The organism is Listeria grandensis FSL F6-0971 (assembly GCF_000525835.1).
Taxonomy (GTDB): Bacteria; Bacillota; Bacilli; order Lactobacillales; family Listeriaceae; genus Listeria_A; species Listeria_A grandensis.
Genome location: NZ_AODD01000002.1, coordinates 181,449 through 203,562, shown reverse-complemented (window position 1 = coordinate 203,562; position 22,114 = coordinate 181,449). Strand labels below are relative to the sequence as shown.

Here is a 22,114-nt window from a genome sequence, read left to right as displayed (position 1 = left end):
CGGCTTTTTATGGAGGGCGCTCCAGTTTTTTTCGGAGCTGAACGAGCCGTTTCAGCTTTTCTAGTTATCCGCTAACTTTTTTAGCAATTCTTGGAAAACCTCGCGTTCTTCATCTGTGAATACGGAGAAACGGCGGACGATCATCGCCTTTTTCTTTTTCTCTATGGAGATCACGAAGTCTTTTGCCTCTTCGGTCAGTTCTAGCACGACGATTCGACGATCAACTTCAGAACGACGGCGTGTGATGAATTTATTCGCAACAAGGGAATCCGTGATCGCTGTAATGTGACTTGCCGATACATCCAGTTTCTTAGATAAATCGGTGGTGCGATTCACGCCACTTGAAATCAGGCTCAGAACGCGAAATTCACCGCCTGTTAATTTTCGGTCTAAAATAGTATCGACTTCATGACGAAAGCTATTAAAAACCCGCTTCACTGATGTTTCAATTTCTAGAAAATCATCCACGTAAAGCCCTCCTTACTTTAATTGTTGTTTCACTAATTCAACTGCTTTTTTCTCTTGTGGATCGTTTGCTTGTAGTTCCTTTTTAATCGCTGTAATGAGCGCTTCTGTTGTGGCACCTGTCATGATACCATCGACTTTTAGTTTGCTGGCTGTTTGGAATGCTTTTACTGCAGCTGTTGTATTGGCATCGAACAAGCCGTCCACTTTGCCAACATTATATTTAAGCGCGGAAAGCATCGTTTCAATGGTTTTCACATCATCGCCAAAATTCCCTTCTTTATATACCTTAGAGGAATTTGGAACCGCCATCGTTGCATAGGCTGGTAGTGCCACGGCCACATCTGGTTTAATACCTTTTTCGTGAATCCATTCGCCGTCTGGAGTCAACCACTTCGCCACGGTTAACTTGAGTAAGGAACCATCGCTAAGTGGTGCGGCTGTTTGCACTGTACCTTTACCGAATGATTTTGCCCCAACTAATTTAATGCCGCCAGATTCACGAGCCGCAGCCGCCAAAATTTCAGAGGCACTTGCGCTTCCTTCATCAATTAGCATCGTCACGGGAACCTTCACTTTATAACCATCATGCGCGCTACTATCTGCTTTAATCGCTTGTTTTGCACCATCTCTTGTTTGTTCTTGCACGATTACCTTGCCATCTGGTAAGAACAGGCTCGCAATATCAACTGCTTGATCGAGTAAACCACCTGGATTCCCACGCAGATCAATGACTAAACCTTTCATGCCCTTCGCATCTAGATCTTTCAGTGCTTTCTCAAGCTCGCTATACGTTTTTTCAGAGAAGGTGGTGATTTGAACGGTCGCAATTTTATCTGCGCCCATCTCCGAGTATACCGTTTCAATCGGAATTTCATCGCGCACGATTTTCACATCAAAAGGCTTGTCCGTTCCAGGTCGTGAAATCGTTAAGGTCACGCTCGTTCCTTTCTTTCCGCGGATTTTTGTTGTCGCCTCTGTAGAGGAAATACCTTTGATTGATTTACCGTCTACTTCCACGATTTTATCATTGGGACGTAAGCCCGCTGCTTCTGCCGGAGAATTCTTGATAGGCGACACAACGGTTATATAGCTATCTTTCTCCTGAATTTCCACGCCAATACCAGAAAAGCTCGAGGAAATCGTACTATCGAAGTCCTCCGCCTCTTTTTTCGTCATGAAAGAAGAGTACGGATCGCCAAGTGACCCTACCATACCCGTAATCGCGCCTTCCATCATCTTATCTGTATCTACTTTCTTAAAATATTTCTTTTGAATTTCGTCGTATACATCGTAAAGTTTCGTAAATTCCTTCCGTTCAGGAATCGCTACTTTTACTTGCTTATCCCCGCCCACAGACATGACGAGCGCTGTCACTAACGCGGTCGCAAAAATGCACCCAAATAACAGCATGACAAAGGGAAATGTTTTCATTTTTACAAAGCCTTTGCGCGCGTTTTTTTCATCTTTGTTTTCATTCTTAGGCTCATTCGGATTCATCGGTCCTTCTTCCATTCCTATGTTCACCACTTTCTCACTAACACCCTAGTAAATTTATATTCAACTTCCCTTTATTCTATCAGCTTTTGCATAGAAAAGGTAGCTTTTGTTGCTTTTTCTCCACAAAAAACAAGTAGCACAGTCTTTCCCTGCACTACTCGTCAAATTCCCCTAGTTATGCGACTACTTCATATCCGGCTTCGTCCACCGCTTCTTCAATCATATCTTGGACATTTTTGCCGTCGTCATAGGTGACTTCTGCCGTACCAGCTTCCAAAGATATCACTGCTTTTTCGACACCTTCCACCGCTTCGATAGCTTCGCGCACACGCTTTTCGCAATGTTCGCAACTCATGCCTTCAATTTCTACTACAAGTTTCGCCATTTTCTGTCACTCCTTTGTTATCTTATCTACCTCATTATACCCCACCCAGGTAATCATTACACATCTGCCCATTTACCCTTCCGATTTTCTGATTCATGCCATTCTAACAAACCATACACCGCATTAAAAAGATAAATGGCATATTGCGTGGCGATAATCGGATTTTTGGTATAGATATTTAGTGAGATTACAAGGATATTCATAATAATCCATAAATACCAGTTAAAACTAAAACGCGTAATCATCAAAAATTGAGCCGTCACACCCAGCGCGAAAATAAAATTATTCAACATCAACTGATACGGATCATTCGCAACGCCAAGAATCCCCGTCAAATACATATTGACAAACGAAGCTACAATAATAAAAATAACCGCGACCCCAAAATGGCGTTCCGTCAACTTCCTTGGCTCAATCGTCGCCTCTTTATTCAGATGTTTTTTCCATGTCACCAGCCCGAAAATATGCGTTACAAAATAATAAAGGCTCGGCAAAGCCGCCCCCACATTACGCCCTAAAAAATTCCCGCTCATCTCACCAAATGCCGCTAACATGCCAAAAATATTTCCACTATTTTTCCCTTTCGCAAGTAAGATAACACAAATCAGGCCACAAATCGCGCCAATATACGATAATAAATAGCGCCATTCAAAATGGACGAGTGGATTCGTCGCTAAAAAAGCAATAGTAACGAGCAAAACACAGATATAAGGGTATCGTTTATTCCGACCGATTTTCATAATGGCTGATTTCATTTGAATTCTCCTTTTTGTCGTTCAGTAATTGTTCTACAAGCTGGATACTTGCCAAATAACGCTCTTCGTAATTGCCTGATGTAATAGCTACATATGGAATCTCATTTTCCGTTAGTAAACGCTCCAATAAGTCTTGAAAGTCCTTGCGCTTGGCTTTACTACCAAGATGGCGCAACCCATCGTTGACCCATGGCGTATTATTTTCCAATAGAATAACAAGATCAAAGCGCTGCGTTTCAATCATCGCCTGCACAAACGGATGCTCCTGACCCTCGTATGTTATGCAGAATGCTTGCGTTGTCACATAGTCTGTATCAATAAACGCCACCTTGTTCGCATATTTCACCGCAAAATCAATATACTGCGCCTGCCCAAGTGAAATTTTATCATAATCGGAAAATTGAAGCGCCTTCTCATTCCCACCAAGGTGAGAAAAAACATAATCGCGTCCATATTCCCAAGCGCTTGTTGTGTTAAATGTATTTGCTAATTTATTCACAAGTGTTGATTTACCGCTTGATTCCCCACCTAAAATCGCAACTTTCCGAACAAAAAACGGTTTCACCTCGGTCGGAATATAATCCCAATAATGAAATGGTTCCTGCCTGATTTGCGTTGCACTAATATTCATAAACGAACGCTCAGCATCAATGACAACCGTGTTCACATCAAGCAACTCCTGATACCGAATCGCATCTTTTGGTTCACTTGAATAAATTGCATTCGCCTGAATATGATTATCCGCAAGCAACTTCCTCGCCCGAATCGCCCATTCATCCCAACCATCTGGATAAGGCGGAATTCCATCTTCCGACAAATCATGAATTTTAATGTTATCTTGGTATTTAAAAGTTTGCAACAACCAACGCCAGCGATCTTCAACAGTTGGTTGCTTCGTCATAGAGCTTTTTTGAAAAAGCTCGAAATCACGCACATCATCATGGCAAAGAATAACATGAAGCTCGTCAACTTGGCTCGCGGCTCGCTGAATTAAATAAATGTGCCCCGTATGTAACGGATAAAATTTCCCAAAGACAACACCGATATTTTTTTCGCGAGGGGGGTATTCTAGATGTAGAACTTCATGCAAAGCTTGTAGTTTTTGAGCGCTTGGTTCCTTGATTTTGTTGTTGATCAGCTGACTGAGATAACCCTTCGTAACGCCAATCCGATCTGCCGCTTGCTGCAAAGTCAACCCATTTTCCTTCAAAGCTAGTTTTAAATATGTATAACGTTGCATGATTATCGCTCCTAACTCTCATTTTGTTTATTATATTAAACAAAAATAACTGAAATGTCAAGCTGAATAAAAGTTATATTTTTTACAATAAGAAAGGAATCTAGTTGTAGAAACATGTAACAAAATAGTCACAATGTCGCTTCTCAAAGGGGAAAAAATGTATTTTTTTAGCTTGGAAAACTGGTAAAGTAAAAGAAGTGGTACCGAGCAAGGCGACATACTCTCCAAAACTAGCGCGATGCACCGAACAAACATACGTAGAAACCTCAGTCAAGACTAGCAGGTGTGCAAGGTTGGAAAATAAGAGGGCGCCACGTACCAACAATAAAAAAATGGAGGAATTGCATCAATGAATAAAAAGATGAAAAAAGTAGCCATCGCATTACTTGCGACGAATGTGATGGCAAGTACAGTATTAACAGCCTTACCACCAGTAGAAACACACGCGGCGGAGAATAAATTAACGTCGACAGTAAACGCGAGTCAAGATAATCTTATCAATACGGTGAGAGACGGAGATACTAAGATTACTGGTAAAGTTCCTGGTGGTGCTCAAGAAATAGAAGTTAGCTTATGGGAATACGCGGATGCTTTCTCAGAACAAATAACCTCTTATAAACGATACACTTGCAAAGTTCAATCCGATGCCAATGGAAACTATAGTGTAAATCCAGAAAATTTTGGTACAGACTATGGTAGCATTTTTAAATTCACCCGTAGAGATTATCCATATTCCGTTAAGATTAAGACTGCAAGTGGTTTAACAGCAGAGACGATCATCCAAATGTCGAAAAACACAGCGAATACAGGTTATATTAACCCAGTAAAAGTAGGCGACACAGAAATAACTGGACACCTCGATAATCGCCCTTTACAAGCAATCACATTTAGAGAAGTTGCCGCTTATGTCATAGGTCGTACTGGTACTCTACCCGACAGACTATCGTATACTACGACAGATGCAAATGGCGATTTTAAATTTACACTAACATATGGTATTACACGCGTACGCCTTTCTGTTGAAAATGATTCAGGAATTTTGTTCAACACAGCTCCAGATGTTAACGAAGCATCCATTTACGTACCGACATCTCTAAATGTAGATACAAGCGCGATTAATGCTGCTCGTGGAACTACTGGGAAAATAACAGCTACCATGAGTCCTGCCGCGACAAATCAAGCACTAACGTATGCATCGAGCAACGCCAACATTATCACTGTAAATGCAACTGGTGATTGGGAAGCGAAAGCAACAGGAACCGCTACGATTACAGTTACGTCAACTGCGAATGCTAGTTTGACTAAAACAATTCCAGTCACTGTAACAGCAAATGCAACAGATGTAGCACAAACTACGGTCAATGAACTATTCATCAGTGACAACCCAGCGAATCGCATCAAAGATACCACGACACAAGCAAAAATAGACACGGCGCAAACCAAAGTCGATGCTGTGACGGATGCCACGAAGAAAGCCGAACTCCAAACGTACGTGGATAAAGCGCAAGCAGAGCTTGCAAACAACGCGAAAAATGCGGCAAAAGCAAGCGTAGACGCGCTCTTTTCCAACCCACCAACGAATACAGCATTAAAACCTAGCACCACACAAACGATAATCAACGAGGCAAGTACGAAAGTCAACGCACTACCAGCCAGTGCTGATAAAACAACGATGCAAGCCGATATCACGAAAGCGAACACCCTATTCCAAGCGATCACCCCAACGACGCTGGACGCCCTGACGACAGAGAGCACCACTGTGTCTGGTGTTGGCGAACCAAACAGCGACATCGTTATCACAAAGGGCGCGACGATCCTTGCTTCCGGTAGGGTGGACGGGAGTGGTAAATACCAATTAGCGATCGCGAAACAACCAGCCAATACGACGATAACTGCAGCGGTGACCAAAGCAAGCAATGGTAAAACTTCAAGTGCGAGCAAGATCGTCACAGCGGTCGCTCTCGATTATAAATTGACAGGGCCAGTAGAATATGAACTTGGTAATAAATCGAATATCACAGGAAACTACGGCGCTGATGTAGCGTATGTTCGTTTACGTGTGACGCCACAAGGACAAACACCAACATCTGCCAATGTGGTACGTCAAGTCACAGCGCTAAAAGGCGTGACAGGTTCGTATAACCTCGGCGACATCTCAACATTCGTTAAAAACGCCACAGATAAAGTCGAAATTTTAGCCGTGGATGCGAAATACAATATCGTAAAAACCCTCAACGTAACGCCAAAAGGCACGAACCCCGGTAACGCATTGACAGGGCCAGCAAAATATGACCTGGGTAACAAAGCGAATATCACCGGTACCTACGGTTCCAACGTGGCGTATGTCCGCCTACGTGTGACAGGAGCAAGCGGTGATGTGGCGATCAAGAAACAAGTGAGCACAACGACCACAAGCAACGCCTACAACCTTGGCGATATCTCGACATTTGTCGACGCAACGACACAAAAGCTTGAAATCATTGCCGTCGATGCGAAATACAACGTGGTGAAGACAGTCGTTGTCGAAATCAATAAAAACACCCTCGATAACAAGTTAACAGGTCCAACAACCTACACAATTGGTGATAAAACAGCGATCACTGGCGAATACGGTACGAATGTAGCGTATGTCCGTCTCCGCGTCACAGCTGCAGGTCAAACAGCAGGAACTATTGTCCGTCAAGCAACTGGTTTAGCCGGTACTTACAGCCTCGGTGATATTTCAACACTCGTAACAGATGCAACAAGCACCGTTGAAATTTTAGGCGTAGACGCGAAGTATAATATCGTGAAAACCCTCAAAGTCACGGTGAAAGCATCAACCGTCGACAATAAACTAACCGGTCCAAGCGAGTATACCGTTGGCGATAAGACAGCCGTTACGGGGACGACGGGTACAGGTGTAGCCTACGTTCGCTTGCGTACAGGAAGCGATGTGAACAACATGACTGTCGTGCGCCAAGCAACGCCAAGTGCTGGAAGTTATACTCTAAGTGATATCTCTGGTTTAGTCAAAGATACATCTGGCGTCGTGCAAATCGTAGCGCTCGACAAAGGCTATAATATCATCAACACGCTCACGGTAACCGTGAAAGCAGCCGCAGCATTGGATAACACGTTAACCGGGCCTGCCTCGTACACGTTTGGCGATACCACCGCGATTACGGGTACAGTTGGTACGAACGTTGCCCGTGTGCGCCTACGTGTCACACCAGAAGGTGGCACCGCAGAGATCAAGAAAAATATCAACCTTCTGCCTGGCGCAACAAATTACAACCTCGGCAACATTGCAGGATTAGTCGCAGATGCCACAGATAAAGTCGAAATTCTAGCATTAGATGCTAATTACCAAGTAGTCAACACGGTTGACTTGATGAACTAAGAAAACGACACACGTAAGAAAACAGCTAGCAGCTTAACTACACTACAGCAAGCTAGCGAGCACAAAACAAGACTAGATTCCGAACAACCCTCTCGTAATGATGTCTCGGAACTAGTCTTGTTTTCTTATTTATGCTCATTTATCGACGCTATCTCTTTCTTCGGAGGTTTTGATAAATGGGACTTGTATAGTGGCGTCCTTCATCCAAGTGAATGAAGGCCTCTTTGCGTAGGTTTGAATAGCAACCCTTTTTGAACAAAATTTATAAAAGATACAGATCGATAGCTTTTTTAGTTATGAGCGCTCCCATACGCTTCTTGCTTCTTACTTTAACTTCAATCGTTTTAGACGTAAGGCGTTAGCAACGACGGAAACAGAGCTTCCAGCCATCGCCAAACCTGCCACCCATGGTGCTAATAGGCCAATCGCGGCAATCGGTATTCCTGCACAGTTATAAGCCAAAGCCCAGAAAAAGTTTTGCCGAATATTTCGCATTGTTGCGCGACTTAGCTGAATCGTTTGCGGAATAAGCGTTAACTGATGCCCAACAAGCGTCACATCTCCCGTCTCAATCGCAATATCCGTTCCCGTTCCGATACTAATTCCCGTATCCGCCGTTGCAAGCGCTGGTGCATCATTGATACCATCCCCAACAAAGGCGATCACATGCCCTTTTTTCTGCAAATCTGCCACAATATCGCTCTTGTCATTCGGTAATTGTTCCGCGTAAACCTGATCGATTCCAAGTTCCGTCGCCATGTTTTCTACAACGACGCGCTGATCTCCAGATGCAATCGCCGTTTTAATACCAAGCTCGTGTAATCGCAAAATCGCTTCTTTGGCCTCTTTTCGCGGCGTATCCAATAATCCAAACGCACCTGCAAAATCATCATCCACGCTCATCGCCACGATCGTCTGCCCTGCTTGCATCCACGTCTGCATTTCTCCATCTGCACCTTTTGGAATCGTGATTGCATTTGCGATAAAGCGGTATGAACCTAACGCTACTTTTACACCATCGAGCGTGCCAACCATCCCGTGTCCTGCTTTTGCTCGAATTTTCTCAACCTGAACTTGTGGCACACCCTGATCTTCCAAATAAGCCAGAATCGCCCTCGCAATCGGGTGTTCCGACTGGTCTTCCATCGCTACTGCGAACCGCGTGAAATTAGCGTTTTCTTCCAACATATTTACCACACGCAACTTCCCTTCCGTCAGCGTCCCCGTCTTATCAAAAATCACCGTATCCACTTTTGCCGTCCGCTCTAAATGCTCCCCACCTTTAAAAAGAATGCCACTTTCCGCACCTTTCCCAGTTCCCGACATAATCGCGGTCGGCGTTGCCAATCCAAGCGCACATGGACACGCAATCACGAGTACCGCAATTGCCACTTGTAGCGACTGATCCAACACACCGCCTGTCGCAATCATCCAAATCACAAATGTCAAAACCGCAATCGCCAACACAATTGGTACAAAAATCCCCGAAATCCGATCCGCCAAACGTTGAATCGGCGCCTTCACGCCTTGCGCTTCCTCCACGAGCTGAATAATCGTCGAAAGCACCGTCTCATCCATTCGTTTCGTCACTTTCGCCTGAATGACCCCATCAAAGTTCACCGTTGAACCGATTACCGTGTCACCTGCTTTTTTCTCCACAGGCACTGGCTCCCCCGAAATCATGGACTCATCAATGCTCGTTTCACCAGTCAACACAACCGCATCAATCGGAACCTTCTCTCCCGGCCGAACCAAGATCACATCTCCAATTGCGAGCTCATCGACAGGTACCTTCCACTCCCGATTCTCGCGCAGAACAACCGCTTCCTTCGATTGAAGTTTCAGCAAACCTGCAATAGACTGCGTCGTTTTCGATGTCGCATAACTTTCCAGTAATTTTCCAAGTAAAATCAGCGTAATCAAAATCGCACTCGTCTCAAAGTAATAATGCGCTTCAATATTCGGGTTAATCAGCTGCCGCACATACTCCGCCAAACTATAAAAATAAGCCGCCGAAGTCCCCAACGCCACGAGCACATCCATATTCGCACTCTTTCCACGAAGCGACTTATACGCCCCATCGTAAAACCGCCAACCAATATAAAACTGAATCACCGTCGCAAGAATCAGCTGAATCGTCGGGCTAATCACCTCATCCACACCCATCGCAAACGCCGTATGATGCAAGTACGGAATATGCGTCACCATCGTAAGCAACAACGGCAATGCTAAAATTGCAGACAAGATAAACCGGCGTACCTCACGCTTGAACTGCTTTTCCAATACCGCGTCTTTCTCTTCTTTCGACATTTTTTCCGCCGCATCATACCCCGCATGCTTCACAATATCGATCAACTGCTCCGGCCCAATTTGCTCAGGATCATAATAAACCGCCGCACTCTCCGTCACCAAATTCACATTCGCCCGCTCCACACCAACCGCCTTATTCAGCGATTTCTCCACACGCGTCGAACAAGCCGCACACGTCATACCAAACACATTCAAATCCTGCCTCTTCGCTTCCATTTTAAAAATACCCCCTCACCTATTACGTTTTCGAAAACTGCCGTATCACTTTCAATAACTCCTCCATTACCTCATCCGACTCACCATTTTGCGCTGCATCGACAACACAATGCTTCGCGTGATGCTCCAAAACCTGCAATCCAACCTTCTTAAGCGCGGAATTAGCCGCCGAAATCTGCACTAAAATATCGACACAGTAACGATCTTCCTCCACCATCTGCTGTATCCCACGAACTTGTCCTTCCACGCGCCGCAAACGATTCAACACCTGCTTCGTATCCTCATTAGAACGCGGTACAATCGGTTTATCATGCGTCATTTCCAACACTCCCTCACTCAACTTTATACCCCAATTATACCTACAGGGGTATATAAGTCAAATCATTTATTTCTAACCACAAAAAAGAACCCCCACATCATGTGAGGGTTCCCCAATCTTATTTCGCCGTTCCACCATCAATTTTCTTCTGCAACACCTGCACATGTTGGAAAAATTCCTCCAGCGTCCAATCATTCTCATAAATAATCGTCGCCGCATCCTTACCAACATAGCGATAATGCCAAGATTCATATTGATACTGCGTTACAGCTTCCTTGCCCTTCATATACCGCAAAATAAAACCGTAATTATGCGCGTTTTTCTGTAACCATTGTCCTTCAGGCGTCTCACCAAAAGCCTCCGTCAGATTAAACCCTTGATCACGCGACGAAATATCCATCGCAAGGCCCGTCTGATGTTCGCTCATTCCCGGAACAGCCACAGCTTCTTTCGCTTTGGACTCCCCCTTCGCGGCAACTTCCGCGCTAAAAACCTCCTGTTGACGTTGATACGAACGGTATCCAGAAACAGCATACAGCGTTAAATTATCTTGTTTTGCCGCCGCAAACATCGCCTCTAACTGCGAGCCCGCTTCCTTACGCATCTGCGCTTTTTCCACCTGCTCATCACCAAACGAGAAGGTCACATTAGGACGAACCAAATCAGGCGGCGAATACGTCGACTGCAAAGAATACTTCTTATTCGCAAGCACCAGTATATTTTCAGGATTCGTAATATACTGAACGCCATCTTTTTCCACTAACTTATTCTGCTGGGCAATATACGGATAAAGCGGATCATTTTGATAATCTTCACTTCCCGTTTCTGCTTCTTTTTCGGGTTTTGTCCCCGTTTCGTCTTCCGTTCCTGCTTTTGTTGTCGCCGTTTCTGTCTCCGCGGCTGGCTTCTCAATGTTTCCCGTCAAATAATCCGCTGACGTGTTAAAACCCGCCAAACTCAGCGCTATCATGAATGAAATAAAATGCATCATCTTGTTTTGTTACCTTCCTTCGTTAGATTCTCCCTACTTCAACGTAGATTCTAACGCAACAACAATCATATCGTTAAAAGTCGTTTGACGCTCCTCTGCCGTTGTTTCTTCCCCAGTAAAAATGTGATCACTCACCGTCAAAATCGCCAATGCCTTACGTCCAAATTTCTGAGCAATCGTATACAGCGCCGCCGCTTCCATCTCGATACCAAGCACGCCATGATCTGCTAATTGTTGTTTATCTAACTGTTCATTATAAAAACGATCCGATGAAAAAACATTCCCAACACGCATCGTTAGACCTTTTTCAAGCCCAGCATCATACGCATTTTTCAACAGCTCAAAATCCGCAACCGGCGCAAAATCAACACCAGCAAACGTATTGCGATTAATTTGTGAATCCGTCGAAGCCGCTTGTGCAATCACGACATCACGAACCTTCACGTCTTTTTGAATTGCACCCATCGTACCAACACGAATCAAATGCTTCACATCATAACTTTGAATCAGCTCGTTCACATAAATCGAAATCGACGGAATCCCCATACCAGTCCCCATCACCGATACCCGCTTACCTTTATACGTCCCCGTGTAACCAAACATATTACGAACCTGATTAAAACAACTAACGTCCTCTAAAAAAGTTTCCGCAATATATTTCGCACGCAACGGATCCCCCGGTAAAAGAATCGTTTCTGCAATCTCGCCTTGTTTCGCCTCAATATGAATGCTCATACTTAACGCCTCCCATTTTTTTCTTCATCCAAAATATAATTACCCCATAAATCATCAAACAACGTCATGCTCGGAATATAGGAAGCGTTAAGCTCCAAATACTCACACAACTCATAATAATCAGTAGACTGCTTCGGGAAACTATGATCTTTAAAAGCATCATCCGCAAATTTCGTCGCCGCATCACGTTTAATCGTATCGCGGTATGTCATTAAATAGTGATAAAACGATCGTCCCAAGCTGTCCATTCCTCTCTTTTGTCAACGCTCCACATATTGCAAAATTTCTTCACAAATCCGATGCGTTTCAAGCGCTGATTTTTTCGAAACAGGTTCCGCCTTTCCTTCACGTGCCGCATCCAAAAAGGTCGTAATAATCGGCTCAAAACCGCGTTTATAAAGCGTTGTCTCCCAGTCACCAAAACGCATAATGGAATGACCCGTCCCTTCATACATATGCAACTCCGTCACGTGTTCCACTTCCCATTTCGCCTCTGGTGTGAAGATCGTCAAACGCTCCTCACTCGTCCCACTTTCTCGGTTCATAATCGCTGTTGCCGTCCGACCATTTGCCACAAATTGCACGGTGATCGCCGATAACAACGCCCCGTTCATCGTTGGGAAAACCGTCATCTGCTCAACTGGTGCATCCAATAAATGTAGCACCGTATCCACCACATGAATAAAATCATCAAAGATAAATACCCGCGGATCGCTTGCCTGAGCCTTACGATGCTTTTGCATCAAGATCATATTCGTATCCGCTTTCTCCGCCAACATCGCATACCGAGGTGCAAAACGACGATTAAACCCAACCATCAACAATGTATTTTTTGCCTCGGCCAGCTCCATCAATTCCTTCGTCACCTCGTAATTATCGGCAACCGGCTTGTCCACATACACTGGAATTCCAGCCTCTAAAAACGCCCGAACAATCTCTGGATGACTTGCGGTTGATGTATGTACAAACGCGACATCCACCTGCGCACGAATCATCGAATCAATCGAAGAATGCGTATTATGGAACCGATATTTCTCGCTTATTGCCTTCAACTTTTGCGCATCCCTCGTAAACAGATGCACTTCCACGTTATCTAAATGCGCAAAAACTGGCAAATATGCCTTCTGCGCAATTCCACCTAAACCAAGTACCGCAACTTTTTGCATTCCCATTCCTCCTAGTTAAGAAACTTTTAAACCAATACCCCTACTAATTCTATCATAATGTAGTAAGGGTATTCAATGTTTGACCGTACTCACCATCAAAAATGCATATCGCTATACGAAAAACGGTAAATACTCGCCATAACCTTCTTTTTCAAGCGCATCTTTCGGAATAAATCGAAGCGCCGCCGAATTAATGCAATAACGCATCCCCCCAGAAGCTCGCGGCCCATCCGGAAAAATATGTCCTAAATGCGAATCAGCATCCACCGACCGCACCTCCGTCCGGATCATGCCGTGTGATAAATCACGCTTTTCGAGTACTTCAAGTGGATCTATCGGCTTCGTAAAACTCGGCCAACCACATCCCGCATCATATTGATCCAGCGATGAAAATAACGGCTTCCCAGAAACGATGTCCACATAAATCCCCGGCTGATTATTATCCCAAAACTCATTATCAAACGGGCGCTCCGTTCCTTTTTCCTGCGTGACTTGATATTGCAAATCATCCAATTGCTTCAACCGTTTCGCTTTTTCCTCTTGATTCATGGCAGATCACCCTTTCCAATTAGCATCGATGAATGGATCGCGTCCCGAGTGACTACGATAATTCTTATAATGATTCGGATCCTTCTTGTAAAAATCTTGATGGTATTCCTCTGCCACATAAAATGGACCAGCCTTCTCGATTTCCGTCACAACAGGGCGTTTGAAGCGACCGCTCGCATCCAAGTCTGCCTTCGACTTTTCCGCAACCACCCGTTGCTCCTCCGATGTATAAAAAATGACTGGGCGATAGGACGAACCGCGATCTACAAACTGGCCGCCCGCATCTGTTGGGTCCGTCTGTTGCCAATAAACTTCGACCAATTTCTCGTACGGGAAAACAGCTGGGTCAAACGTAATCTCAACCGCCTCTGTATGCCCCGTCGTCTCACTACAAACCTCTTTATACGTTGGATTCACCGTATGACCACCCGTATATCCTGCGACCACACTTTCAATCCCCGGTTGCGTATCAAAGGGTTTTATCATACACCAAAAACAACCACCTGCAAAAATTGCCTTCTCACTCATCGTCTTACCTCCCCATCTTATTCCGTTGGTACTAACAGTGTAAACGAAATATCATCTTTCTTCAAATCAAGCGCATCTACACGAACTCGCATGCCACCTGTTAGCTTCAACTTGTTCACATCTAAATAGATTTTCTCCTTTTTAGGTGAAATCGTCACCCAATTCGGTAGTTCAAACTGACTTTTCACGTATTGCATCACATAAGACACCGGAAGCGGTAATGCACCAACTCTCATATCCACCTGCTGCAAGACAATCACACCATCTTTTCGCAACGTCGGCGAGAAATTAATACTAATATCTACTGGCTGCCCTAAAAAATGCGCCTCCGCTTTAAAAACAACATCATCCGCTAAATAAACATCATAGGCGATATCTGCATCTTGCTCTTTTTGAAATTCCTGCAAATAATGCGCCATCAATTTATTCAAATCGGCTTTATTCGTCGATGTTTGGAATTCCACCATATCCTTCGTACTCACTAAACGCCCCGCATCTTCCGGAACATTTGGTGAAAACCAGAAAATCGACATATAAATCCAACCAAAACAGAGTACCAATACCCCGACAAAAGTCAGAAACGCCCATTTCCAGTAATTGATTTGTTTCCCATTTGATCTCAACAGCCGTCACCTTCTCTATTTTAAATTTCCATCTTGAATCGATGTTACCAATTTGCTGTATAAAGCATTCGCCATTTTTTCATAGCCGCTATGATTAGGATGAAACATGTCACCCGCAAGATTCGGATTCGCTTTCCCCACCTTAGTCACAGCACGCTCTTCTAGCTGCTTGTTCACCGAAATGAAATACGTATCAGGGGTATCTGCTAGTATCTTTTTCGTTGAAGCATTCCACTCAGCGATAATTTCGTCAAACACCTTCATCTCACTAAAATACGTCGTATACGGATTGTAAATACCGAAAACATAGATGGGCGCCAACGCATTTAGATCACGAATATCTGACAACAACTTCTCTAAGTTCGTATCAAACGTCTGATTCGCCTTCGTGAAATCTTTCTTTTTCGCGTCCAATAGCTTGGCACGGACGATTTTCATTACATCATTTCCACCAATCGTGATCGAAATCGCATTGGCTTCTTTCACATCTTGACGAAATTCAGGCTGTGTATCCAGCCGCTTCATCAACTGATCGATCCGGTTACCGCCGACACCATAGTTTTCCGTCGTTACACGCTTCACATCGTCCCGTTTCTCAAGCTTATCCGCCACGATGCCCACATAACCGCCATTTTTCTCCTCATCGCCAGAACCTTCTGTTAACGAATCACCCATCGCGACTAGATTGACCGCAACACGTGCTTCTTCTCGTTTTCGCTCCTGCTCTTTTTGGATAAAATAAAAGGTAAGAATGGCCGCGAGGATGATGATAGCGATCCCCGCAAGCCAATATTTTTTCTTATTCACATGTCTTCACCTAACCTACTCTGTGTAATAAATCATTGCAACCGCACCATTTCCAGCGTGTGTTGAAATAACCGAATCGGCATTTAACAACTTGACTTCCGACAAATGGAAAATTTCTTTCGCGTGTGCTCTGATCTCTTCCGCCATCTGTAAACCATTGGCGTGTACAACATTTAATTCTTTCACTTTTTTCGTTTCTGCTTTTAGCAAATCCACTAAATAATTCATTGTTTGTTTCTTGCTACGAATTTTTGCCTCTTCTATGAGCGCACCATCTTGTAATTTCGCGATCAATTTGATGTTTAAAAGACTGCCGATAATGCCTTGCATTTTGCCGACGCGCCCACCTTTGATCAAGTTCTCAAGTGTCACGACACAAATATAAAGTTTTGTTTTAGCGCGAATAGTTGAGATTTTTGTCAGAATATCGTCGACAGTGTTGGTTTCGTCTTGTGCCATTTTTGCCGCTCCGATCACTTGGAAAGCTAGCGCTCGTGCGATGTATTCCGAATCGATCACAGTCACCTTACCATCCACCATATCAGCCGCTTGTTGTGCTGTTAAGACAGTGCCGCTCAACTTTTCTGTCAAATGAATCGCTAGAACTTCACTACCATCTGCAGTCAACGCTTCAAATAAAGCTACAAAATTACCGATCGCTGGCTGTGATGATTTAGGAAGCTGTTTAGAAGCTGCCATTTTTCCCATAAAGTCGGCTGGCTCGATTTCCGTTGCATCGTAAGTCTGTCCATCAATTTCAACGGTCAGCGGTAGAATATGAATGTTATATTTCGCCACTTCTTCGGGCGTTAATCCGGCAGTAGAATCCGTCACAATTTTGATTTTTGTCATTATTTCCACATCCAATTCTAGTATTCTTTTTTCCATTATAGCAAGAAAAGCGGAATAGTACTATTCTAATAGCTAAATATCAGGCGAAAGTTGTACCTAGATTCCAGCATTACTCCAATTCTTTACATTATCTTAAACTTTGTGTTTGTTAAATCACTTTCTATTTGTACAAAAAGAGCGTATGATAAGAACATGAATAGAAAATTTAATTTTTCAGAAAAGTTTGGTGATAAAAAATGCATGAAACGTACAATTGGAAAGAAGAAGTCGCTAACGCAGTGACGCATGGCATCGGATTCTTGCTCAGTATCCCAGCGCTTATTATGCTCATTATTTTTGCAGTGCAACGCGACAATCCGATCTATTTAATTAGTTTTTTTAATTTACGGTATCTCACTCGTATTACTCTATTTTTGTTCAACAATGCTACACAGTTTTAAGCCAGGAAAAGCGAAGGATCTCTTTAACATTTTAGATCATGTCGCGATTTATGTATTGATTGCCGGTTCCTATACACCCCTCGTTTTAATCACATTGCAAGGATCACTTGGCTGGACATTGTTCGGTGTGATATGGGGACTTGCTGCCACAGGAATCGTCTATAAATGCTTCTTGCTCGGAAAATGGAAACTCATTTCGACACTGTTTTATTTATTGATGGGTTGGCTCGTGATGATCGCGATTAAGCCGCTCTATCAGACACTAGAGCCAGTGGGATTCTGGATGTTAGTAACCGGTGGTATTATGTTTACCGTCGGCGCTGTCTTTTACAGTATCCCAAAAGTCCCTTACATGCACGCCATTTGGCATTTGTTCGTGATTGCCGGAACTGGGTTTATGTATTTCTGTATTTTGTTTTATGTATAATGGGGAAAGGCGTCCTTTTTGAGGGGCGTTTTTTTCTTGTTATGATAGCGAAACGAGGTTCTAAAAGCAACGAAGGCTGCCCTACTCTCCTTCATATAGTATGACATATTAATCATTTGCATTCTATTATGTCATACTATATAATGAACAGCATATCCTATATCGAAATGAGGTGACCGAAATAAAACTCTCAACAAGACAACTCAAAATCATCGAATTTGTGAAAGCGCATGAACCAGCAACAGGTGACCAAATCGCTCGCTCATTGCAGTTAACACGTGCTACAATTCGCGCTGATCTCTCTATTTTAACGATGACAGGGATTTTAGATGCTCGTCCGAAAGTCGGTTATTTTTATTCAGGGCTTGAGCTTAATCCGACAATATATGAGGACATACGACAACTGAAAGTCGATGCTATTATGACGACTCCTATATTCGTCACAAAGGAAACCTCAATTCATGACGCGATCGTCAGCCTTTTTCTAGAGGACACGGGTAGCTTGTATGTCATAGAGGCAACAGAGCTAATTGGTATCGTATCCCGAAAAGATTTGCTAAAAGGCGCGCTTGCAGATACCGATAAAAAGGCTACACCCATTGCAACCATCATGACACGGATGCCCAATATTCGAACGATTGCACCGACGGATTCCGCTCTCTTTGCCGCGCAAGAGCTCGTGATACATCAAATCGATTCCTTACCGGTTGTCAATGGCAAAAAAGCGATTGGCAAAGTTTCCAAAACACGATTAGTTCAACTTTTCGTAGATACATTTAAAAATGAATAAATTGGAGGTAAAAATGAAGTCTACTGTCATCCTTTATGTTATTTCAGATGCTATTGGAGAAACAGCGCAACACCTCATTCGGGCATCGACCGCTCAGTTTACACTAGAAAGTGGTGCTGATATACGTCGCCATGCCTTTGTTCGCAACGAGGAAGCCCTGTTTGAAATTTTAGAAGAAGCAAAAGTGGCGGACGCGATTGTTGTCCAGACGTTGGTTCAAAAAAGATTAGCCCTTGCTGCTAGCGTATTTTGCGAACAATACGGCCTGCCATGTATCGATCTCGTCTCAAATTTAACCGCAGCTATCGAACAAAAGACAGGCCAAAAATCAAAAGAAGATCCGGGCAACATGCGCCGACTTGACCAGCATTATTTTGATCGGATTGCAGCGATTGAATTTGCCGTAAAATATGATGATTGCAAGGATCCACGCGGCTTGCTAGAGGCCGACATTGTCTTAATTGGCATTTCGCGTACAAGTAAAACCCCTCTCAGCAGTTATCTTGCTAACCAAAATTACAAAGTCGCCAATGTTCCTCTCGTTCCGGAAGTACCGATTCCATCCGAGTTAACACAAATTCCTAGACATCGGATTATTGGTCTAACAAATAGTCCCGAAAAGCTATCCGCTATCCGTAAAGTCCGCCTAAAATCGATTGGGCTAGACGAAACAAGCAGTTATTCCAGTGAAAATCGGATTTTAGAGGAGCTTGACTACGGTTATCGGATTTTTAAACAGCTCGGTTGTCGTGTCATTCAAGTAGAGGACAAAGCTATCGAAGAAACCGCTGCCTTAATTATTGAAAAAGTGAAATAAGCCGTAACAACTACTCCCCTGGCATTCGATTAATCCCGACAAATTTGAAGAAGAGGTGACTATTTTGAGAAAATTTGTGTATCATTTTAATGAGGGTTCTAAAGAAATGAAGTACTTACTAGGTGGAAAAGGTGCTAATCTGGCGGAAATGACGAATATCGGCTTGCCCGTGCCACCAGGTTTTACGATCACGACGGAAGCTTGTAAAGATTACAACGAACACCATCAGTACTTATCAGATGATATTTATGCAGAAATGATGACGCATATGCAAATTTTAGAACAAGAAACAGGGAAAAAATTTTGGTGACGCGACAAATCCACTGCTCGTCTCGGTCCGCTCCGGCGCACCGTTTTCCATGCCCGGAATGATGGATACAATTTTAAATCTCGGTCTGAACGATCTTTCCGTTCAGGGGCTTCACCAGGCAACTAATGATGCTCGTTCTAGTTACGATTGTTACCGCCGCTTCATTCAGATGTTTGGGGATGTTGTTTATCGCATTCCAAGTTACCGTTTTGAACAAGCACTTGCTGATTTGAAGGAAAGTAAGCATTATTCGCTAGATACAGAGCTTACAGCCGACGATTTGCAGGATTTGATTGCGACGTATAAAGCGCTTTATATCAGCGTTTCAGGCCGTGATTTCCCGCAAGATCCTTTCGAGCAATTGCGCCTGTCGATCACTGCTGTTTTTGATTCTTGGGAAAATCCGCGCGCCGTTGTTTATCGTCGCTTGCATCATATCGATAACCAACTTGGAACCGCTGTCAATATTCAGTCGATGGTCTTTGGAAATACAGGTAATGCAAGTGGGACAGGGATTGCCTTCACGCGTAATCCTTCCACTGGAGAAAATCTGTTTTTCGGAGAATACCTGCTTAATGCACAAGGTGAAGATGTCGTCGCGGGGATTCGGACGCCTGAACCCATTTCGCATTTAGAGGAAACTATGCCTGAGGTTTACCGCCAATTATTAGATATCGCAGCCTTACTGGAACTACACTATTTAGACATGCAAGACATCGAGTTCACGATCGAAAAAGGGAATTTATTCGTTCTGCAGACGCGAAATGGGAAGCGAACTGCGCAGGCAGCGATCAATATTGCAGTCGATCTTGTTCATGAAGGCAAATTGACGAAAGAAGAAGCAATCATGCGCATTGACACGGCTCAAATCGATCAATTACTCCATCCTTCTTTTGACGAGGCTAGCCTGGCTGCTGCTACTTCACTTGCAACCGGACTCCCCGCCTCGCCTGGCGCTGCTACCGGTCAAATTTATTTTAACGCAGATGATGCCCTAGAAGCTGCCGAACGCGGGGAAAAAGTGATTCTTGTTCGCAACGAAACCTCTCCTGAAGATATTGAAGGCATGGCAAAAAGTGTTGCGATTTTGACGGCGCATGGCGGCATGACCTCCCATGCTGCTGTTGTTGCCCGAGGTATGGGAAAATGTTGCGTTGCTGGATGTGATGCAATCGCGATTGATGAAACAAAAAAAAAACTTGCAAAGCGCAACAGCAACATTGGTAGAAGGCGATTTCCTCTCGCTTAATGGATCCACTGGGAATTTATATCTCGGTAAGATTCCACTTGTTAAGACAGAAATCGGTGGTCATTTTGAAGAGTTAATGGATTGGGTGAACAAAGCGAAAAAACTGGTTGTTCGCGTAAATGCCGATTCTCCTGAGGATTTAGAGATTGGACTTCACTTTGGTGCTGAAGGAGTCGGACTTTGTCGAACAGAACACATGTTTTTCCAAGAAGACCGGATTCCACACGTCCGCCAAATGATTATTGCGGAAACGAAAGAAGAGCGAATGACCGCTCTCACCCATTTAAAAAAGATGCAGAAAACCGATTTTGCAGGCATTTTCCGAGCAGCTGATGGAAAACCAGTGAATATACGCTTGCTTGATCCGCCGCTTCATGAATTTTTGCCAAAAACCGATCGTGATATTGCCAAATTAGCGCAAGAACTTGGGAAGCCCGCACAAGAAATTAAACAGCGCGTCCATGATCTAGCAGAAACAAACCCAATGCTTGGTCATCGCGGTTGCCGCCTTGCCATCACTTTTCCAGAAATCTATATCATGCAGGCCGAAGCAATTATGGAGAGTGCGATTCAGATTCATGATGAAGGTATTGCCGTTCACCCCGAAATCATGATCCCACTCGTTGCCAGCAGAGAAGAAATCGCGATTATTAAAAAGCAGCTGAAAGAAGCCATTCAGTCAATTTTCCGTAAAGAGCAACTTGTCTTGCCGTTTGATATCGGAACGATGATCGAGATTCCTCGAGCTTGCTTGACAGCGGATGAAATCGCAGAAGAAGCCCAGTTTTTCAGCTTTGGTACGAATGATTTGACGCAGCTCACGTTCGGTTTTTCTCGTGATGATGCTAATAAATTCTTATACGCGTATCAAGAGCAAAAGATTTTGCCAAAAGATCCATTCCAATCGATCGATCAAAAAGGAGTAGGTGCACTCGTAACAACCGCTGTGCAACGCGGAAGAATGACAAATCCATCGCTTAAAATGGGCGTTTGTGGAGAGCATGGCGGGGATCCTGCTTCGATCCAATTCTTCCACAAGTTGGGGCTACAATATGTTTCCTGCTCACCGTATCGCATTCCGATTGCGCGAATTGCAGCAGCCCAAGCATCGATTTTAGAAGAACGGCAGAAGATTGTGGTTTGAGATCTGTAACTCTTGGCATAAGTCAAAGTAAAATAAAGATTTAGAACCTCACAAATTTTTTCAAGGCTGAGCGAGCTCGTTCAGCTTTGTTGTGGCTCTTATGAAGCATCTTTT

The 22,114-nt window shown here is 43.9% G+C and carries 19 protein-coding genes and 2 pseudogenes; 5 read left to right on the top strand and 16 right to left on the bottom strand.

Annotated features, from left to right (window positions below; genetic code table 11):
- Positions 1 to 60: 60 nt before the first annotated feature.
- The 5 genes from PGRAN_RS01565 to nadR all read right to left on the bottom strand — a co-directional run bounded on the left by PGRAN_RS01565 (position 61) and on the right by nadR (position 4,345).
- Positions 61 to 468, bottom strand: a complete 408-nt coding sequence (locus PGRAN_RS01565; RefSeq protein WP_036064509.1) for a MarR family winged helix-turn-helix transcriptional regulator — start codon at positions 466 to 468, stop codon at positions 61 to 63.
- Between the two features lie 12 nt (positions 469 to 480).
- Positions 481 to 1,980 (bottom strand): lmo1851 family serine protease, encoded by a 1,500-nt coding sequence (locus PGRAN_RS01560; protein WP_036064507.1) that lies wholly within the window; start codon positions 1,978 to 1,980, stop codon positions 481 to 483.
- 160 nt (positions 1,981 to 2,140) lie between these two features.
- Complete coding sequence (locus tag PGRAN_RS01555; RefSeq protein ID WP_036064506.1) at positions 2,141 to 2,350, bottom strand: heavy-metal-associated domain-containing protein; 210 nt, start codon at positions 2,348 to 2,350, stop codon at positions 2,141 to 2,143.
- A 56-nt stretch (positions 2,351 to 2,406) separates the two neighbouring features.
- Positions 2,407 to 3,105 carry a nicotinamide riboside transporter PnuC gene (gene pnuC, locus PGRAN_RS01550; RefSeq protein ID WP_036064505.1) on the bottom strand — a complete coding sequence of 233 codons (699 nt, stop codon included), beginning with the start codon at positions 3,103 to 3,105 and terminating at the stop codon, positions 2,407 to 2,409.
- The gene (nadR, locus tag PGRAN_RS01545) at positions 3,071 to 4,345 is read right to left on the bottom strand and encodes a multifunctional transcriptional regulator/nicotinamide-nucleotide adenylyltransferase/ribosylnicotinamide kinase NadR (protein WP_036064504.1); all 1,275 of its coding nucleotides are present in this window, start codon (positions 4,343 to 4,345) and stop codon (positions 3,071 to 3,073) included. The genes pnuC and nadR overlap by 35 nt, the downstream gene beginning before the upstream one ends.
- A gap of 349 nt (positions 4,346 to 4,694) precedes the next feature.
- On the opposite strand from nadR, the gene PGRAN_RS15430 reads away from it, so the two are divergent.
- Entirely contained in the window at positions 4,695 to 7,727 is a 3,033-nt protein-coding gene (locus PGRAN_RS15430; RefSeq protein ID WP_051998375.1) for a toxin Cry1Ac domain D-VI-related protein, read from the top strand.
- 324 nt (positions 7,728 to 8,051) lie between these two features.
- On the opposite strand, the gene PGRAN_RS01535 is transcribed toward PGRAN_RS15430, so the two are convergent.
- The 11 genes from PGRAN_RS01535 to PGRAN_RS01485 all read right to left on the bottom strand — a co-directional run bounded on the left by PGRAN_RS01535 (position 8,052) and on the right by PGRAN_RS01485 (position 16,823).
- A complete protein-coding gene (locus tag PGRAN_RS01535) occupies positions 8,052 to 10,253 on the bottom strand; it encodes a heavy metal translocating P-type ATPase (RefSeq protein WP_036064503.1) in 2,202 nt (733 codons plus the stop codon).
- A 22-nt stretch (positions 10,254 to 10,275) separates the two neighbouring features.
- Positions 10,276 to 10,572, bottom strand: coding sequence for a metal-sensing transcriptional repressor (locus tag PGRAN_RS01530; RefSeq protein ID WP_036064499.1), 297 nt, complete (start codon positions 10,570 to 10,572; stop codon positions 10,276 to 10,278).
- 118 nt (positions 10,573 to 10,690) lie between these two features.
- Complete coding sequence (locus PGRAN_RS01525) at positions 10,691 to 11,563, bottom strand: M15 family metallopeptidase (RefSeq protein WP_036064497.1); 873 nt, start codon at positions 11,561 to 11,563, stop codon at positions 10,691 to 10,693.
- Positions 11,564 to 11,596: 33 nt separating this feature from the next.
- Complete coding sequence (deoD, locus tag PGRAN_RS01520; protein ID WP_036064494.1) at positions 11,597 to 12,298, bottom strand: purine-nucleoside phosphorylase; 702 nt, start codon at positions 12,296 to 12,298, stop codon at positions 11,597 to 11,599.
- A 2-nt stretch (positions 12,299 to 12,300) separates the two neighbouring features.
- Positions 12,301 to 12,537 carry a YozE family protein gene (locus PGRAN_RS01515; protein WP_036064492.1) on the bottom strand — a complete coding sequence of 79 codons (237 nt, stop codon included), beginning with the start codon at positions 12,535 to 12,537 and terminating at the stop codon, positions 12,301 to 12,303.
- Positions 12,538 to 12,558: 21 nt separating this feature from the next.
- On the bottom strand, positions 12,559 to 13,464 hold the full coding sequence (locus PGRAN_RS01510; protein WP_036064490.1) for a Gfo/Idh/MocA family protein: 906 nt from the start codon (positions 13,462 to 13,464) through the stop codon (positions 12,559 to 12,561).
- 111 nt (positions 13,465 to 13,575) lie between these two features.
- Positions 13,576 to 14,013: a peptide-methionine (R)-S-oxide reductase MsrB gene (msrB, locus tag PGRAN_RS01505; protein WP_036064487.1), complete on the bottom strand. Its 438-nt coding sequence runs from the start codon at positions 14,011 to 14,013 to the stop codon at positions 13,576 to 13,578.
- A 6-nt stretch (positions 14,014 to 14,019) separates the two neighbouring features.
- On the bottom strand, positions 14,020 to 14,541 hold the full coding sequence (gene msrA / locus PGRAN_RS01500) for a peptide-methionine (S)-S-oxide reductase MsrA (protein WP_036064484.1): 522 nt from the start codon (positions 14,539 to 14,541) through the stop codon (positions 14,020 to 14,022).
- Positions 14,542 to 14,558: 17 nt separating this feature from the next.
- Positions 14,559 to 15,164, bottom strand: a complete 606-nt coding sequence (locus PGRAN_RS01495) for a YpmS family protein (RefSeq protein WP_241433256.1) — start codon at positions 15,162 to 15,164, stop codon at positions 14,559 to 14,561.
- A 15-nt stretch (positions 15,165 to 15,179) separates the two neighbouring features.
- Positions 15,180 to 15,971, bottom strand: coding sequence for an SGNH/GDSL hydrolase family protein (locus tag PGRAN_RS01490; protein ID WP_036064481.1), 792 nt, complete (start codon positions 15,969 to 15,971; stop codon positions 15,180 to 15,182).
- 15 nt (positions 15,972 to 15,986) lie between these two features.
- The gene (locus PGRAN_RS01485) at positions 15,987 to 16,823 is read right to left on the bottom strand and encodes a DegV family protein (RefSeq protein WP_036064480.1); all 837 of its coding nucleotides are present in this window, start codon (positions 16,821 to 16,823) and stop codon (positions 15,987 to 15,989) included.
- A gap of 236 nt (positions 16,824 to 17,059) precedes the next feature.
- Here PGRAN_RS01485 and trhA point away from each other — a divergent pair.
- From trhA to ppdK, 4 genes and pseudogenes are all read left to right on the top strand, one after another.
- Positions 17,060 to 17,690 (top strand): annotated as a pseudogene (gene trhA, locus PGRAN_RS01480) (PAQR family membrane homeostasis protein TrhA).
- Between the two features lie 172 nt (positions 17,691 to 17,862).
- On the top strand, positions 17,863 to 18,480 hold the full coding sequence (gene ccpN / locus PGRAN_RS01475) for a transcriptional regulator CcpN (protein ID WP_149023949.1): 618 nt from the start codon (positions 17,863 to 17,865) through the stop codon (positions 18,478 to 18,480).
- Between the two features lie 13 nt (positions 18,481 to 18,493).
- The gene (locus PGRAN_RS01470) at positions 18,494 to 19,297 is read left to right on the top strand and encodes a pyruvate, water dikinase regulatory protein (RefSeq protein WP_036064479.1); all 804 of its coding nucleotides are present in this window, start codon (positions 18,494 to 18,496) and stop codon (positions 19,295 to 19,297) included.
- Positions 19,298 to 19,361: 64 nt separating this feature from the next.
- Positions 19,362 to 22,000, top strand: a pseudogene (ppdK, locus tag PGRAN_RS01465) (pyruvate, phosphate dikinase).
- The last annotated feature ends 114 nt before the right edge of the window (positions 22,001 to 22,114 follow it).

What these genes read in the sequence shown, in the direction of transcription:
- PGRAN_RS01510 (WP_036064490.1), bottom strand. Translation starts at nt 13,464, where the DNA reads ATGCAAAAAGTTGCGGTACTTGGTTTAGGTGGAATTGCGCAGAAGGCA.
- PGRAN_RS01560 (WP_036064507.1), bottom strand. Translation starts at nt 1,980, where the DNA reads ATGGAAGAAGGACCGATGAATCCGAATGAGCCTAAGAATGAAAACAAA.
- msrB (WP_036064487.1), bottom strand. Translation starts at nt 14,013, where the DNA reads ATGAATCAAGAGGAAAAAGCGAAACGGTTGAAGCAATTGGATGATTTG.
- PGRAN_RS01535 (WP_036064503.1), bottom strand. Translation starts at nt 10,253, where the DNA reads ATGGAAGCGAAGAGGCAGGATTTGAATGTGTTTGGTATGACGTGTGCG.
- pnuC (WP_036064505.1), bottom strand. Translation starts at nt 3,105, where the DNA reads ATGAAATCAGCCATTATGAAAATCGGTCGGAATAAACGATACCCTTAT.
- deoD (WP_036064494.1), bottom strand. Translation starts at nt 12,298, where the DNA reads ATGAGCATTCATATTGAGGCGAAACAAGGCGAGATTGCAGAAACGATT.
- PGRAN_RS01485 (WP_036064480.1), bottom strand. Translation starts at nt 16,823, where the DNA reads ATGACAAAAATCAAAATTGTGACGGATTCTACTGCCGGATTAACGCCC.
- PGRAN_RS01470 (WP_036064479.1), top strand. Translation starts at nt 18,494, where the DNA reads ATGAAGTCTACTGTCATCCTTTATGTTATTTCAGATGCTATTGGAGAA.
- msrA (WP_036064484.1), bottom strand. Translation starts at nt 14,541, where the DNA reads ATGAGTGAGAAGGCAATTTTTGCAGGTGGTTGTTTTTGGTGTATGATA.
- PGRAN_RS01530 (WP_036064499.1), bottom strand. Translation starts at nt 10,572, where the DNA reads ATGACGCATGATAAACCGATTGTACCGCGTTCTAATGAGGATACGAAG.
- PGRAN_RS01525 (WP_036064497.1), bottom strand. Translation starts at nt 11,563, where the DNA reads ATGATGCATTTTATTTCATTCATGATAGCGCTGAGTTTGGCGGGTTTT.
- PGRAN_RS01555 (WP_036064506.1), bottom strand. Translation starts at nt 2,350, where the DNA reads ATGGCGAAACTTGTAGTAGAAATTGAAGGCATGAGTTGCGAACATTGC.
- PGRAN_RS15430 (WP_051998375.1), top strand. Translation starts at nt 4,695, where the DNA reads ATGAATAAAAAGATGAAAAAAGTAGCCATCGCATTACTTGCGACGAAT.
- nadR (WP_036064504.1), bottom strand. Translation starts at nt 4,345, where the DNA reads ATGCAACGTTATACATATTTAAAACTAGCTTTGAAGGAAAATGGGTTG.